We start from the raw sequence: 13,707 nt of genomic DNA on the forward strand, positions 1-13,707 counted from the left end.
CAATGCGCGGCGCGTCGCATGGCCTTCATGGCGCGCCCTGTACAAGAGCGGCGGCAGGAAGTACGAACGGCCAAGATTGTTGGGCTGGCGCGGCGCCGGCCCCGATGTGCTCCATGATGAGCGCAGAACCCTGAATTCCGAAAGAGCGAGATGTCCAACTTTGAAGGTATCGTCCCGGCGCTGGCAAAGGCGCTGGAAAAACGCGGCTATTCCGAACTGACGCCGGTGCAGAAGGCGGTGCTGGAACTTGGGTCCGCCGATGCGCTGGTGTCGGCGCAGACCGGCTCCGGCAAGACGGTGGCCTTCGGCCTTGCCATGGCGCCGACGCTTCTCGACGGCGCCGAGCGCTTTGGCGCGGCCACGGCACCCCTGGCGCTGGCGGTGGCGCCGACGCGGGAGCTGGCGCTGCAGGTGACGCGCGAGCTGGAATGGCTTTACGAGCCGACCGGCGCCACGGTGGCGTCCTGCGTCGGCGGCATGGACATGCGCACCGAGCGGCGCGCGCTGGAGCGCGGCGCCCATATCGTCGTCGGTACGCCCGGCCGGCTGCGCGACCACATCACACGGCAATCGCTCGACATGTCGGCGCTGAAGGCCGTGGTGCTAGACGAAGCCGACGAGATGCTCGATCTCGGCTTCCGCGAGGACCTCGAATTCATCCTCGATGCCGCGCCGGCCGAGCGCCGCACGCTGATGTTCTCGGCCACCGTGCCGCGCTCGATCGCCACGCTGGCGCAAGGCTATCAGCGCGATGCTGTGCGCATCTCGGCCGCCGGCGAGGAAAAGCAGCATCTCGACATCGAATACCGGGCGCTCAACGTCGCCCAGGCCGACCGCGAGAACGCCATCATCAACGTGCTGCGTTTCTATGAGGCGAAGAACGCGCTGGTGTTCTGCAACACGCGTGCCGCGGTCAACCACCTGACCGCGCGCTTCAACAACCGCAATTTTTCGGTTGTCGCGCTTTCGGGCGAGCTCAGCCAGAACGAGCGCAGCCATGCGCTGCAGGCGATGCGCGACGGCCGCGCCAAGGTCTGCATCGCCACCGACATCGCGGCGCGCGGCATCGACCTGCCAAATCTCGAACTGGTCATCCACGCCGACCTGCCGACCAATCCCGAAACGCTGCTGCACCGCAGCGGCCGCACCGGCCGCGCCGGGCGCAAGGGCGTCAGCGCGCTGATCGTGCCGGGCAGCGCCCGCAGGCGCACCGAGCGGCTGTTGCAGAACGCCGGCCTCAAGGCGACATGGGCCAGCCCGCCCTCCGCCGACGACGTGATCCGCCGCGACGATGAGCGCATTCTCGCCGATCCGGCTTTCGACGAGCCGGTGAAGGACGATGAGCGCGGCTTCATCGACGCGCTTCTTGCCAAGCACGGCCCTGAACAGGTGGCCGCCGCCTTCGTGCGCCAGTGCCGCGCCAGCCGCTCGGCGCCCGAGGACCTGATGGACGTCGCGCCTTTCACGCCTTCGCGTGAAGGATTGGCGCGCGAAAGACCGGCGGGCGAAAAGTTCGCGCAGCGCGACGAGGCGCCGAGCCGCCGCGACGATTTCGGCGCCAGCGTCTGGTTCTCGCTGTCGGTCGGGCGGAGGCAGAATGCCGAACCGCGCTGGCTGATCCCGATGCTGTGCCGCACCGGCAGCATCTCGAAGCGCGAGATCGGCGCCATCAAGATGCAGCCGGAAGAAACCTTCGTGCAGATCGCCGAGGACTGGGCCGATCGCTTTCTCGCCGCCATCGGACCCGACCGCAAATTGCAGGGCAATATCGTGGTCAAGCGGCTGGAGGGCACGCCGGACTTGTCGCGGGCCGGCTATCAGCCGCCGAGCCCGGACAAGAAGCCGCATCGCGGCAAGGCGCCATTCGACCCGAACGCGCCGAAGCGGAAGTTCGAGAAGCGCGCACCGGCTTCGGCCGATCAGCGCCCGGCAGCCGCGCATGAGGCAAAGCCGTGGGCGAAAAAACCGGGCAAGCCGAAATTCGACAATGCCGGCCCGCCGAAGCATAAGAAGCCGAAGAAGCGGCCTTCCTAGGACAGGGATGACGCCGCAGCCTGGCGTCAGAATGCTCGACTGTCGTGGTCCGATTTGGCGAAGACGACAGCACCTGAAGCTTTGCGCCTGATTTGCCGCTAATGTGGCAGCTACGTCGCGCCGTCTTGCCCGCGGGCTCGGCCCTGTGCCACACCTTGGCAGGGACGCGGCGACAAGGGGGGTGGGCGATGCGTGGCGAAGTGCTTCACTATGACGAGGACCAGGGTTTCGGCTTCATCACCGGAGCCGACGGCAACCGGTACACATTCACCCGCGAAGACCTTCGCCGGCAAACCGCGATGGCCAGGGGCACTGCGGTCGAGTTCCAGCCGGGCGGCGGCCAGGCGCGTGACGTTTTCTCGATCGCCACCCAGACAGCAAGCCCGGCCGCCGACCCAAGCCCCGCACCGGCTCAAGCAAATCCCAAGGCCAACCCCGCACCAGCGGCCGGCGGCGCAGCGCCGGCACAGCATTTCGGCCGGACAGCCGACCCGGCCGAGCCCACCGATCTCTGGTCCTATTTCTGGCGCGGCTTGACGCGGAACTACTTCAATTTCGCCGGCCGCGCCCGGCGTAAGGAATATTGGAGCTATTGCCTGTTCTGGACGATCGCGTTGCTGGTGATCATGGGCATCGGGGTTTTCGCCGATGTCGGGATGGGCAATTTCGACAACGCCGAGGTGCCGGCGATGACGGTCGGGCTTTTCGGCCTTTTCCTGCTGGCCACGTTCCTGCCCAGCCTCGGCATGATCGTGCGCCGCCTGCACGACCTCGGCCTGACCGGCTGGCTCTGCCTGCTCATCCTGATCCCGACCTTCGGCAGCCTGATCATCCTGGTCTTCGCATTGATCCCGACACAGGGACGCGAAAACCAGTGGGGGCCGGTGCCGGCGGGGGTCAGAATTTAACCTAAACGTGCATATTGCAACTTGTCGCAACTTCAGATAGAGTCCCCGCTCTGCATGGCGGGGGCAAAGTATGCGTGGCGCGGTCTATCACTACGACCAGGATCAGGATTTCGGTTACATCAATGGTGTCGACGGCAAACGCTATATGTTTGCCCGTAGTGATCTGAGCCATGAGGTGGCTCTCGTCAGGGGCACCCTCGTCGAATTCCAGCCAGACGACGGCACGGCTCACAATATAGCCGCCGCGGCCTCAACCACGTCGTCGTCAGCCACCGGTCAGCCGCCACGTTCCAGGCCGGCTCGCCGAAAAGCGGACCGCCAGTTCCACAGGATTGTGTGCCTGCTTCCGACGAACGGTGAGCTTGGATTATTTCAATTTCGACGGACGCGCCCGCCGCAAGGAATTCTGCGCCTTTTGGCTCTGCTTTGTCATTGTGCAGTTAGCACCTGTTGGCTTCGGGATACTCGTCAATCTGGCCATTAATGGCTTCGGCATCAACGCGGGCCGGAGCTCGGTAGGGTTTATACCAGCTCTTCTCTTCACATTGGCATTCGGCCTGTCGTGGATCGCGCTTGTCGTGCGGGGTCTTCACGACATCGGCCTGAGCGGCTGGCTTGTGTTGATCTGCTTCATCCCGGCTATCGGCGGGGTGGCCGTGCTGGTCTTGGCGCTTGTGCCGTCTCAGGTGGGCGAAAATCAGTGGGGGCCTATGCCGGCGGGGGTCAGGGTTTAGCGACTTCGGCAGCATGCGGCTCGAAACTGCATAAAAACAAAGAGTTGCATTATCCTGGCGGAGCAGCAAGATTCTTCTTGCAATTTAATCCGCGCACAGATAGTCTGTGCGAAGATCGAATGATCGATCAGGCAAGATGAATGGAGCCAAGACAATGTGGAGCAATGAATACACCGCCATTTCCTCCCTTTCCGCAGCAGCCATCTGGAATGCGCTGAAGGCGTTGCACGAGGGCCGCCTGACCTATGAAGGGTCCGACACTTTCGTGCTGCACGGCCCGTTCGCCAAGGGCACTCGCGTCTCGGTGACGCCGGTCGGGCAGGGCACGTTTGAATCTGTTATCGTCGATCTCGTCGATAATTTCACCTATGCCGACGAAACCATGTTCGGTGACACGAAATTGCTGTTCCGGCATACGCTGGTCCCGGTCGAGGGCGGCACGCAGGTGACGCACCGATTGGAAATTTCTGGCCCCTCGGCAGCCGAGGTCGGACCCGAACTCGGCCCGCAGATCAGCGGCGATTTCGACGTGTCGATGGCTAAATTGCTCGAGCAGGCAAAGGAGTTGGCGAACGGTGGCTGATGGACAGGATTTGAAGACGCGCGTCAGCGGACCTTCGGAGAGCCCCGGCTTGTTGTTGTGGCGAACCACCATGCGCTGGCAGCGCGTCATGACGGCGGCATTGGCGCCGCTCGACCTGACGCATGTCCAGTTCGTGCTCTTGGCCTCGGCCATGTGGCTCGGCCGCGATGGCGAGCCGCCCAACCAGGTGCAGCTCGCCGCCCAGGCCGGCACCGAGGTGAAGATGACCTCGGATGTCGTTGCCCGGCTCGAGGCCAAGGGTTTGATCGCGCGGGAGGCCGACCCCAGGGATTCGCGTGCCAAGGTGATCCGCGTCACCCCGGCCGGGGCCGCCGCCGCGCAGCGCGCCATCGTTGCCGTGGAGACCGCCGACGCGGCCTTTTTCGAACCGGTGGACGAAGCGCAACTCGTCGGCCTGCTGCAACAGCTGGCCGGCGATATCCGCTAAACCGGGAGGTCCTGCGCCAAGGTGTGTTGAGATTCGCCTTAGCCCAGGAACTTGGCGATGATCGCGTCGCCCATCTCGACCGTGCCGACTTCGGTCATGCCCGGCGAGAAAATGTCCTTCGTCCGCAGGCCCTGATCAAGCACGGCGGCGATCGCGCCCTCCAGCCTGTCGGCTTCATCGACCATGCCGAAGGAATAGCGCAGGCACATGGCGAAGGATGCGATCATGGCGATCGGGTTGGCGATGCCCTTGCCGGCAATGTCGGGCGCCGAGCCGTGCACGGGCTCGTAGAGCGCCTTGCGCTTCTTGGTCTTGACGTCGGGCGCGCCGAGCGAGGCGGACGGCAGCATGCCGATCGAGCCGGTCAGCATGGCGGCGATGTCGGACAGCATGTCGCCGAACAGATTGTCGGTGACGATGACGTCGAACTGTTTTGGCCAGCGCACCAGCTGCATGCCGCCGGCATCCGCCAGCATGTGGTCGAGCTTGACATCGGAATAGCGCGCCTTGTGCGTCTGGGTAACGACCTCGTTCCACAGCACGCCCGATTTCATGACGTTGCGCTTTTCCATCGAGGTGACGTGGTTCTTGCGGGTCCGCGCCAGCTCGAAGGCGACGCCCGAAATGCGCTCGATCTCGAACGTGTCGTAGACCTGCGTGTCGATGCCGCGCTTCTGGCCGTTGCCGAGATCGATGATCTGCTTGGGCTCGCCAAAATAGACGCCGCCGGTCAGTTCGCGCACGATGAGGATATCGAGGCCTTCGACCACCTCCTGCTTGAGCGAAGAGGATGCGGCGAGCGCCGGATAGCAGATCGCCGGGCGCAGATTGGCGAACAGCTCCATATCCTTGCGCAGCCGCAGCAGGCCGGCCTCGGGGCGCACCTCGTAAGGCACGGCATCCCATTTCGGTCCGCCGACCGCGCCGAACAGCACCGCGTCCGCCGCCATCGCCTTGGCCATGTCGGCATCGGAGATCGCCGCGCCATGCGCGTCGTAGGCGCAGCCGCCGACCAGACCCTCATCGGTGGCGAAGCCGCTGCCGAGCTTCTCGTTCATGGCCGATATCAGCTTCTTGACCTCGGCCATGGCCTCGGGGCCGATGCCGTCGCCGGGGAGCAGGAAAAGATGCTTCGTTGCCATGGAGAACCGTCTCAGAAAGATTTGAACCGCGGCCTTGCTAAACGCCAAGCGCTTGCGGCGCAAGCCTGCGGTTCAGAACCACGATCACCGATGTGATAGAATGTTGACCAGCCGGCCCAGGGGATCGCGCACATAGAAGCGCCGCACGCCCCACGGTTCGTCGGCCGGGCCGTATTCGATGGCGAAGCCGGCGGCCTTCATGCCTTGAAGTGCAGCCTCGACATCGTCGACCTCGATCGACAGGTCCGGCACCGGCGTGCCGGAGCCGCCTTGCGCCATGAAGGAGACCTGCACCTGCATCTTTTCCTCGGAGCCGTAGGTGGCGATCCAGCCCTGATCCATCAGCATGTCGAGGCCAAGCACATCCTGGTAGAAGCGTTTCGCCGCCGCTGCGTCCTGCGTCTCGATGTTGGCCACGATGCGGCGGACCTTCATGGCCTTGGCCTCAATGTCCCGAGTGCCGCAGCGCCGTGACTTCGATCTCGATCTTCATTTCCGGCTTGTTGAGCTGGCACACGATCATCGTCGCCGCCGGCCTGATGTCGCCGAACGTCTCGCCGAGGATCGGGAAGACCACGTCGACGAAGGCCTGGTCGGTGATGTAGTAATGCGCCCGCACCACGTCGGCCATGTCAAACCCGCCGTCGGCAAGCGCCTTGCCGATCGTCGCCAGGCAATTGCGCGTCTGCGCCTCGACCGTCTCCGGCATCGTCATCGTCGCATAGTCATAGCCGGTCGTCCCGGACACGAAACACCAATCGCCCTGCACCACCGCGCGCGAATAGCCGGCGGTCTTTTCGAACGGCGAACCGGTGGAGATCAGTTTGCGCATGGGAGGCCTCGCGGTTGTTATAGCAATCTGTCGGACAGCCGGTTGCCTGGCTATATGCCAGGGAAAATTGGTTGTTGTCCTGCTGGGAAAGAAACTTGCCGGATCATTCTGTTTCGTCGTCGTGTCGCAATTGGCGTGTATTCAAAACGAATTGAAGTCCGGCAGGGTTGCCGCCCGTCTGCTGTTAATCCAGTGCGAGTTGTGTCATTCTTGTTGTCTCAATACTTGGAGGCCGCCATGATTACGCATGTGATCGGGATTCCGGACAAGAACGGTATCATTCGGGTTTCATGTGGCTCAGACATCATTGAAATTCAGGTCGTTCCGCCCACCGGGGGTTCGGCCGGCGAGCCTGCCGGTGGAGAGGTCGACCTGCCCCCAGGTCCTGTTGGAATAAACCCGGGTGACATACCAGTAATCTATCTCACCGTACCGAAAAAGGCGGGCGGCGAACTGGATCTCGAGCAACTCCTGAAAGATTATGAGGGTCGAATTTCCGACCCCGACAAGCCCAATCCGAGCATGATCCTTTTTCAAGCTCAACAGGCTGACCTTCATGAGGTCAGTCGATTGAAACAGCAGATCGCAAAGGAGATGAGGGATCTTCCCCTGGCGATCGATTTCGGCGATCTGGGATACTTGGAGAAATGAGCGATCCTATACCGCCCGTTGTGACGGCAATGGCGGCCGGGGCGCAATCGTTGAGGGATACCGCCAAATGGCTGGTCGGTGGGGTGGTGGCGACCGCGGCGGCCGTCTTTGCCGGCAGCTCCCTGACATCGTTTGGAGCGCTTGATCCGACGGCAGACGAGCACCGGATGGTGCTGGCCGTCGGAGGTCTTGCCGCGGGATTTGTCGGCCTCTGCGTCGTCATGGTGCCGGCACTTCGGGTTCTGGTCGTCGAGGCCAGGACGTTTCGCGATTTCGCCACCACCATGGATGCGGAAATCCAAACGGTGCGGAATCGTCTGATTCCGCGCTACCGGAAGGAGTTTCCGCCGACTGTGGATTCCTTCGACGGCTATCAGCGAGTTGTTGATGACGCACAGACGCGAATAAAAGCGGGCGGAAGAGATGAAAAAGATGCGACCTTGATCGCCGACAAGACGTTGGTCGCCAAGGCTCAAAACGACTTCGCGACAATCAACGCCGACGCCGGGTTCAATGTCGTGCGCGACCGGGTGACGAAGCTTTGGTACGGGCTGGCGATCGGCACGATAATTGCGATCCTCGGCTTTGGCCTGTTCGCGTGGGCTGCAAATCCCGGCGCGCCAAAATCCCCACCTCCGGCTTTCTCGCTGACCATTCAGGGCAAACAATAGCGTCGGCCGCCGGAGTGGTGACCGAGTACCGAGGCTTCGCAAAAGAGACCGTTCTGACACAATTGCCAAGGGAAAGCGCTGTGCGCTTTTCCCGGGAAAGCGTTCACACTTTCCTGGGATTGCGCTAGTTTCCCGACCCCTGCGCGTCGCCCAGCGCCTTCTTGATGTCGTCCGGCCAGTCCTTCAGCGGCGGCCAGGCTGCTGGCTCGCCATTGTCGCCGCGCCGCGAGAAGTAGAGCTTGTGCTTGGCCGGGTCGACCGCCATGAAGCCGTCATTGCCGCCGCAGTCATGCGGCACGCAGCCGGTGGCGTAGAAGGCGCCGGAGGCCGTCTTTTCCGTGCCGCCACCGACCAGCAGGCTGGTTGCCATGTCAGGCATGGTGTCGCCGAGCAGCGCCTTGGCCGCCTTGTAGACGGCCTCGTTGTGGAAAGCATCGATGATGTTGTCGTATTTCGAAGGGTCGATATCTTTCCAGTCGGTGCCGGGTTCGGGCGTGTAGGCGAGGTTGCCGGAGGTCGTCAGGCCTTCGGTCGGCGACCATTGCAGCGCCGCCTTTATCTCGCCCGGCAGCAGGTAGGGCACGAAATAGATGGCGCTGTCGGAGATCGCCGCCGGCGGCGCGCCGCATTCGTCCTGTTCGACCGTCGTGGTCTTGATCTCGCCGTCCTTCGGCTTCCAGACGATGACCTTGGCCGGGCCGCATTGATTGCCGCCATCGCCGACATCGACCAGCGCCACGTTGACGTCGCCGATCTTCACGATCTTGTCGAAGAACACATCGTAGTTGCTGGCCAGCTGCTTGCCGTCATAAGCGAGCACCTTCTCGCCATCCTGCTCCGGTTGCGTGATGGTCAGCTGGCCGCCCTCGAACGCTATCGGCGCCTGCTTGTCGTCTTCGGCGGGCGCAGCGTCGCTGGTGCTCGATGATCCCTGGTCGGTCGCCGGTTGTTCGGCCGGCTTCTGGGCTGCAGCTGGCGTCTGTTGCGCCGCGGGCGTCTGTGTCTGGGCAAAGGCGCTCGCGGCGGGCACCAGCAACAGCGCCGGCCCGCAAACGCCGGCAAGAAGCGAACGTGCCATGACTGTCCCTCCCCTCAGTCGCCATCAAACCCGGCCGGAAAGCGGCCGGGCCTATCCTCGGATGGTGCCGCTCAGGCCCAGGGGCGCTGTTCGGCGTTGCGCTTCTCGAACGAGGCGATGGCGCCGGCCTTCTCCATGGTCAGGCCGATATCGTCGAGCCCGTTGAGCATGCAGTGCCGCTTGAAGTCGTCGAGGTCGAACTTGACGACGCCGCCATCGGGGCCACGGATTTCCTTGGCTTCGAGGTCGACCGACAAAGTGGCGTTGGAGCCGCGCGAGGCGTCATCCATCAGCTTCTCCAGATCCTCGGGGCTGACGGTGATCGGCAGCACGCCGTTCTTGAAGCAGTTGTTGTGGAAAATGTCGGCGAACGAGGTCGAGATGACGCAGCGTATGCCGAAGTCGAGCAGCGCCCACGGCGCATGCTCGCGGCTCGAACCGCAGCCGAAATTGTCGCCGGCGACCAGGATCTGCGCCTTGCGGTAGGCCGGCTTGTTGAGCACGAAATCCGGATTTTCAGAACCGTCGTCATTGTAGCGCATTTCGGCGAACAGGCCGGTGCCGAGGCCGGTGCGCTTGATCGTCTTGAGATAATCCTTCGGGATGATCATGTCGGTGTCGACATTGACGATCGGCATCGGAGCGGCGACGCCGGTGAGCTTGGTGAATTTTTCCATGGCTTTGGCCCGTGTTTTCGTTGCGGGGGATTTGCTGACGCCCCGTTTACACAAAGCCGAGGGCAAATAAAAGGCAACTGTTCGTGCGCGCTGGTACAAGAGGTGCCCACAAAACGGCTTCGAATTCGCGAGGCTATGGTGCAGTCTGCCCGGCATGGCCGAAAACACCCATGTCCTCTACGCCCGCGAACCCGCGCTCGACATCGCCGAATTCCGCCGCGTGCTGGTGGAATCCGGCCTCGGCGGGACACGGCCTGTCGATGATCCCGCCAGGCTGCGGGCGATGCTGTCCGGCGCCAATCTTGTGCTGACCGCGCGTCTCGATATCGAAGGCAAGCCGCTGATCGGCGTGGCGCGTGCGGTCACCGACTTCTCCTGGGTCTGCTACATCTCCGAGCTCGCCGTCTCCAGATCGGCGCAGGGGCTCGGCATCGGCAAGGGCCTGATGGACGAGGCGCGGCGGCAGCTTGGGCCGTCGGTCGCCATCAGCCTGATCTCCATGCCCGACGCCGTCGGCTTTTACGAACGCATCGGCATGAAACGCATGGCCGACGCCTTCTGGTTCTCCCGCAAGGGCTGACTTTTTTCTCCCGTGGCCGCGCCCGGCCACCGACGGCGTGCGATCTTGCGTCTTGACATGCAACCAAATGGTTGCATATTAAAGCCATGAGCATGGATGCAGTCTTTCGCGCCCTGGCCGACCCGACACGCCGGCAATTGCTGGACAACCTCCATGCCCGGAACGGGCAGACGCTGAACGCGCTGTGCGCGGAGATGGACATGACACGCCAGGCGGTGACCAAACATTTGGCGATCCTGGAGGAAGCCAACCTCGTCACCACGCTCCGCAAGGGACGCGAGAAGCAGCACTACCTCAACCCGGTTCCGATCAACGAGATCGCCGAACGCTGGATCGGCAAGTTCGAGCGCCATCGGCTGGATGCATTGAGTGATCTGAAGAAACGCCTCGAAAGGGAAGACTGATGAGCAACAGCTTCGTTTACGTGACCTACATCCGCACCACGCCCGAAAAGCTCTGGGAGGCGCTGACCGACCCGGAGTTCAACCGGCAGTTCTTCCTCTGCTCCCATCAGGAGAGTGAGTGGAAGGTCGGCTCCAGCTGGAAACTGATCTTCCCCGACGGCCGCGTCGCCGACTCTGGTGAGATCCTCGAGGTCGACCCGCCGCGACGCCTTGTCATCAAATGGCGCAATGAATGGATGCCGGAGGTCAAGGAAGACGGCTACACGCGCTGCACCTTCGCCATCGAACAGGACGGCGAGCTGATGAAGCTTGCCGTCACCCACGAGGCTGACGGACCGCACCGGCTGATCCCGAATGTCACCAAGGGCTGGCCGCTGGTGCTGGCGAGTCTGAAGAGCCTGCTCGAGACCGGCAAGGGTTTCGAGAGCCCACCATCGAAAGGGTAAGGCTCGTTTCGATACCGAAACAAAATGGATACGGAGGCAATCGATGATGCACGTCCTCGGGATACAGTGCATGACCAATGGCGAGACGATCATGGCATCCGCCGAGATCGAAGCGCCCGCAGAACGCATATTTCGCGCGCTGGTCACGAGAGAAATCGAGCAATGGTGGGGGACCGCCGACACCTACCGCATGGCCGACTGGTCGGCCGACCTTCGCGTCGGCGGCCGCTGGACGGTTGTCGTCCGCACGGCCGACGGCAGGGAGCTGCCGGCCGGCGGCGAATTCCTCGAGATCGAAGCGCCGCGCCGGATCGTGCAGACACGGGCCTATGCCTGGGACCATCCGGCGCTTGGCCGGCGGCAAACCACGGTCGCCTGGCTGTTGGAGCCGACCGCCAAGGGCACGCGCCTCACCATCTGCCATGGCGGTTTTGCCGGCTTGAGCGATGCGGCGGCCGAGCATGCCGAGGGCTGGGGCAGGGTGTTGGCCTGGCTGCAGGCTTATGTCGAGACCGGGAGACTGGCGGCGGCCTGAGCAGCAGGGGTGGCAACGGCTCTTCGTGCACACCTCGCCTTGACCCACACTTCATTTGGTCCACATCCCATGCATGGACAAGCAGGGATGCTTCATAGGCACGGCCGGCTGGGGAATTCCAACCCGATATAAGGACGACTTGCCCCAACCCGGCTCGCATCTCGAACGCTACGCCCGCCGCTTTCCGATCGTCGAGATCGACACGTCCTTCCACAAGCCACACCGTCGCGAGACCTATGAGCGCTGGGCACGCTCCGTGCCGGAGGACTTCCGCTTTGCCGTCAAGACGCCCAAGGCAATGACCCATGAGCGTCGTCTCGCGGATTGCGATGCGCTTGCCGAAATGTTCATCCCACAGGTCGAAGGTCTCGGCGAAAAACTGAGCGTGCTTTTGGTGCAGCTGCCGCCGAGCTTGCCGTTCGAGCCGGACATCGCCGGCGGTTTCTTTGACATGCTGGGCAAGCGGACAAAGGCAAAGCTGGCATGCGAGCCACGCCACCCGAGCTGGTTCGAAGCCAAGGCGGAGGCGCTTCTTGCTGACCGACGGATCGCGCGTGTTGCCGCCGACCCCGCTCCAGTGCCGACTGCTGCGGTGCCGGGCGGTTGGGCCGGACTTGCCTATTTCCGCTGGCACGGCGTGCCGCGCGTGTACTACTCGGACTACGACACCGAAAATCTCGACCGGATCAGCCGGCAGGTGCATGCAGCGGCCGCTTCGGGCGCCGAGGTCTGGGGCATCTTCGACAACACGGCAGCCGGCCACGCACTCGGCAATGCTCTCGCTATCGCTGCGATGGTTGACTAGGCGCTTCTCAAATCACGTTCAATTCCCGGAATGCCCGTCCCTCGGCCACCCGCTCATAGCCAAACGCCGAGCAATCGATCGTCCGATACCCGCCATGTACCAGCAACTCGGCCAGCGCCTTGCCGACCGCCGGCGCCTGCTGCAGGCCGTGGCCTGAAAAACCGTTGGCGAAGAGGAAATTGCCGACCTCTGGATGCGGGCCGATCACAGCGTTCTGGTCGAGTGTGTTGTAGTCATAGTGCCCGGCCCAGGCGCGGGTCGCCTTGATGGCCTCGAAGGCGGGAATGCGGGTCGCCAGCACCGGCCAGATCACCTCTTCGAACAGCGGCCAGTCGACCTCGAAATCGGCGGGATCGGCCGGGCCGTCGCCTTCTTCCGGCTCGGCGCCGCCAGTGAGGTAGACCGAGCCTTCCGGTCGCACATAAATGCCGGAGGGATCGACCAGCAGCGGCATGTCGGCATATTTCTCGCGCGCCTCGAAGACGAAGACGTTGCGCTTGCGCGGCTCGACCGGCAGCGCCAGCCCGGCAAGGGCCGCGACCTTGCCGGCATTCGGCCCGGCGGCGTTGACGACGATGCCGGCTTCCAAGGTCTGGCCATTGTCGAGGGAGACGCCGGTGACGCAGTTGCCGTCGCGCGCAATGCCGGTGACCGAAGCAGCGATGAAATCGATCTTCTTGTCGCGCAGCGCCTTGCGGAACAGCATCAGCATCGCATGCGCGTCGAACCAGCCTTCGCCGGTCCGGCCATAGGCGCCGGCGGAAATGCCCTCGGCCGACAGCCAGGCGAAGCGCCGTGTCAGCTGCCCGGCGTCCTCCAGCACGATGTCGGCTCCCTCGGCGACCTGCGCATCATGGTTTGCCTTGAGGACCGGCAGGCCGTTCTCGCCGGCGAGGATAAGATAGCCGCCCTCGCGGAAACCGATATCGGCATCGGTGCCGAACGTCTCCTTCAGCCGCCGGAACAGTTTCAGCGTGAATTGCGACAGCCGGATGTTTTCGGGAATGGAGAATTGCTGGCGGATCGAGGCCATGGACAGCGTCGTTGCCGCATGGGCGAATTGCGGATCGCGCTCGATCAGCGCGATGGAGCCGGAAAAGCCTTCCTCGCGCAGATAATAGGCGATGGAGGACCCGACGATGGCCCCGCCGATGATGACGATGTCGTAGCGCATTTTTT

The 13,707-nt window shown here is 63.4% G+C and carries 18 protein-coding genes; 12 read left to right on the top strand and 6 right to left on the bottom strand.

Annotated elements, in window-relative coordinates; all coding sequences use genetic code 11:
• Nucleotides 1-150 precede the first annotated feature (150 nt).
• The 5 genes from ACWGS8_RS29435 (at nucleotide 151) to ACWGS8_RS29455 (ending at nucleotide 4,707) form a co-directional block, all read left to right on the top strand.
• Nucleotides 151-2,034 carry a DEAD/DEAH box helicase gene (locus ACWGS8_RS29435; RefSeq protein WP_454584218.1) on the top strand — a complete coding sequence of 628 codons (1,884 nt, stop codon included), beginning with the start codon at nucleotides 151-153 and terminating at the stop codon, nucleotides 2,032-2,034.
• Between the two features lie 188 nt (nucleotides 2,035-2,222).
• Nucleotides 2,223-2,942 carry a DUF805 domain-containing protein gene (locus tag ACWGS8_RS29440; RefSeq protein ID WP_454584219.1) on the top strand — a complete coding sequence of 240 codons (720 nt, stop codon included), beginning with the start codon at nucleotides 2,223-2,225 and terminating at the stop codon, nucleotides 2,940-2,942.
• 362 nt (nucleotides 2,943-3,304) lie between these two features.
• Complete coding sequence (locus tag ACWGS8_RS29445; RefSeq protein ID WP_454584220.1) at nucleotides 3,305-3,676, top strand: DUF805 domain-containing protein; 372 nt, start codon at nucleotides 3,305-3,307, stop codon at nucleotides 3,674-3,676.
• A 154-nt stretch (nucleotides 3,677-3,830) separates the two neighbouring features.
• Nucleotides 3,831-4,259 (top strand): polyketide cyclase, encoded by a 429-nt coding sequence (locus ACWGS8_RS29450; protein WP_454584221.1) that lies wholly within the window; start codon nucleotides 3,831-3,833, stop codon nucleotides 4,257-4,259.
• Nucleotides 4,252-4,707: a MarR family winged helix-turn-helix transcriptional regulator gene (locus tag ACWGS8_RS29455; protein ID WP_454584222.1), complete on the top strand. Its 456-nt coding sequence runs from the start codon at nucleotides 4,252-4,254 to the stop codon at nucleotides 4,705-4,707. The genes ACWGS8_RS29450 and ACWGS8_RS29455 overlap by 8 nt, the downstream gene beginning before the upstream one ends.
• Before the next feature lie 38 nt (nucleotides 4,708-4,745).
• Here the strand turns inward: ACWGS8_RS29455 and leuB are convergent, their stop codons facing one another.
• The 3 genes from leuB to ACWGS8_RS29470 all read right to left on the bottom strand — a co-directional run bounded on the left by leuB (nucleotide 4,746) and on the right by ACWGS8_RS29470 (nucleotide 6,681).
• Nucleotides 4,746-5,849 (bottom strand): 3-isopropylmalate dehydrogenase, encoded by a 1,104-nt coding sequence (gene leuB, locus ACWGS8_RS29460; protein WP_032932300.1) that lies wholly within the window; start codon nucleotides 5,847-5,849, stop codon nucleotides 4,746-4,748.
• 84 nt (nucleotides 5,850-5,933) lie between these two features.
• Nucleotides 5,934-6,284: a VOC family protein gene (locus tag ACWGS8_RS29465; RefSeq protein ID WP_454584223.1), complete on the bottom strand. Its 351-nt coding sequence runs from the start codon at nucleotides 6,282-6,284 to the stop codon at nucleotides 5,934-5,936.
• 10 nt (nucleotides 6,285-6,294) lie between these two features.
• On the bottom strand, nucleotides 6,295-6,681 hold the full coding sequence (locus ACWGS8_RS29470; protein WP_454584224.1) for a RidA family protein: 387 nt from the start codon (nucleotides 6,679-6,681) through the stop codon (nucleotides 6,295-6,297).
• Nucleotides 6,682-6,918: 237 nt separating this feature from the next.
• On the opposite strand from ACWGS8_RS29470, the gene ACWGS8_RS29475 reads away from it, so the two are divergent.
• Both ACWGS8_RS29475 and ACWGS8_RS29480 read left to right on the top strand, forming a co-directional pair.
• Nucleotides 6,919-7,332 (top strand): hypothetical protein, encoded by a 414-nt coding sequence (locus ACWGS8_RS29475; RefSeq protein ID WP_454584225.1) that lies wholly within the window; start codon nucleotides 6,919-6,921, stop codon nucleotides 7,330-7,332.
• Complete coding sequence (locus ACWGS8_RS29480) at nucleotides 7,329-8,003, top strand: hypothetical protein (RefSeq protein ID WP_454584226.1); 675 nt, start codon at nucleotides 7,329-7,331, stop codon at nucleotides 8,001-8,003. The genes ACWGS8_RS29475 and ACWGS8_RS29480 overlap by 4 nt, the downstream gene beginning before the upstream one ends.
• Nucleotides 8,004-8,127: 124 nt before the next feature.
• Here ACWGS8_RS29480 and ACWGS8_RS29485 read toward each other — a convergent pair whose 3' ends face one another.
• On the bottom strand, nucleotides 8,128-9,081 hold the full coding sequence (locus ACWGS8_RS29485) for a hypothetical protein (RefSeq protein WP_454584227.1): 954 nt from the start codon (nucleotides 9,079-9,081) through the stop codon (nucleotides 8,128-8,130).
• 71 nt (nucleotides 9,082-9,152) lie between these two features.
• Nucleotides 9,153-9,758 carry a 3-isopropylmalate dehydratase small subunit gene (gene leuD / locus ACWGS8_RS29490; protein ID WP_454584228.1) on the bottom strand — a complete coding sequence of 202 codons (606 nt, stop codon included), beginning with the start codon at nucleotides 9,756-9,758 and terminating at the stop codon, nucleotides 9,153-9,155.
• Between the two features lie 154 nt (nucleotides 9,759-9,912).
• On the opposite strand from leuD, the gene ACWGS8_RS29495 reads away from it, so the two are divergent.
• The 5 genes from ACWGS8_RS29495 to ACWGS8_RS29515 all read left to right on the top strand — a co-directional run bounded on the left by ACWGS8_RS29495 (nucleotide 9,913) and on the right by ACWGS8_RS29515 (nucleotide 12,528).
• On the top strand, nucleotides 9,913-10,338 hold the full coding sequence (locus ACWGS8_RS29495) for a GNAT family N-acetyltransferase (RefSeq protein WP_454584229.1): 426 nt from the start codon (nucleotides 9,913-9,915) through the stop codon (nucleotides 10,336-10,338).
• Between the two features lie 92 nt (nucleotides 10,339-10,430).
• Entirely contained in the window at nucleotides 10,431-10,742 is a 312-nt protein-coding gene (locus tag ACWGS8_RS29500; RefSeq protein ID WP_064987727.1) for an ArsR/SmtB family transcription factor, read from the top strand.
• A complete protein-coding gene (locus tag ACWGS8_RS29505) occupies nucleotides 10,742-11,188 on the top strand; it encodes an SRPBCC family protein (protein WP_454584230.1) in 447 nt (148 codons plus the stop codon). The genes ACWGS8_RS29500 and ACWGS8_RS29505 overlap by 1 nt, the downstream gene beginning before the upstream one ends.
• 43 nt (nucleotides 11,189-11,231) lie before the next feature.
• Nucleotides 11,232-11,723 (top strand): SRPBCC family protein, encoded by a 492-nt coding sequence (locus ACWGS8_RS29510; protein ID WP_454584231.1) that lies wholly within the window; start codon nucleotides 11,232-11,234, stop codon nucleotides 11,721-11,723.
• A gap of 73 nt (nucleotides 11,724-11,796) precedes the next feature.
• Nucleotides 11,797-12,528, top strand: a complete 732-nt coding sequence (locus ACWGS8_RS29515) for a DUF72 domain-containing protein (RefSeq protein ID WP_454584232.1) — start codon at nucleotides 11,797-11,799, stop codon at nucleotides 12,526-12,528.
• A 7-nt stretch (nucleotides 12,529-12,535) separates the two neighbouring features.
• On the opposite strand, the gene ACWGS8_RS29520 is transcribed toward ACWGS8_RS29515, so the two are convergent.
• The gene (locus ACWGS8_RS29520) at nucleotides 12,536-13,702 is read right to left on the bottom strand and encodes an NAD(P)/FAD-dependent oxidoreductase (RefSeq protein WP_454584233.1); all 1,167 of its coding nucleotides are present in this window, start codon (nucleotides 13,700-13,702) and stop codon (nucleotides 12,536-12,538) included.
• Nucleotides 13,703-13,707: the final 5 nt, after the last annotated feature.

The organism is Mesorhizobium sp. 43Arga, assembly GCF_053714255.1.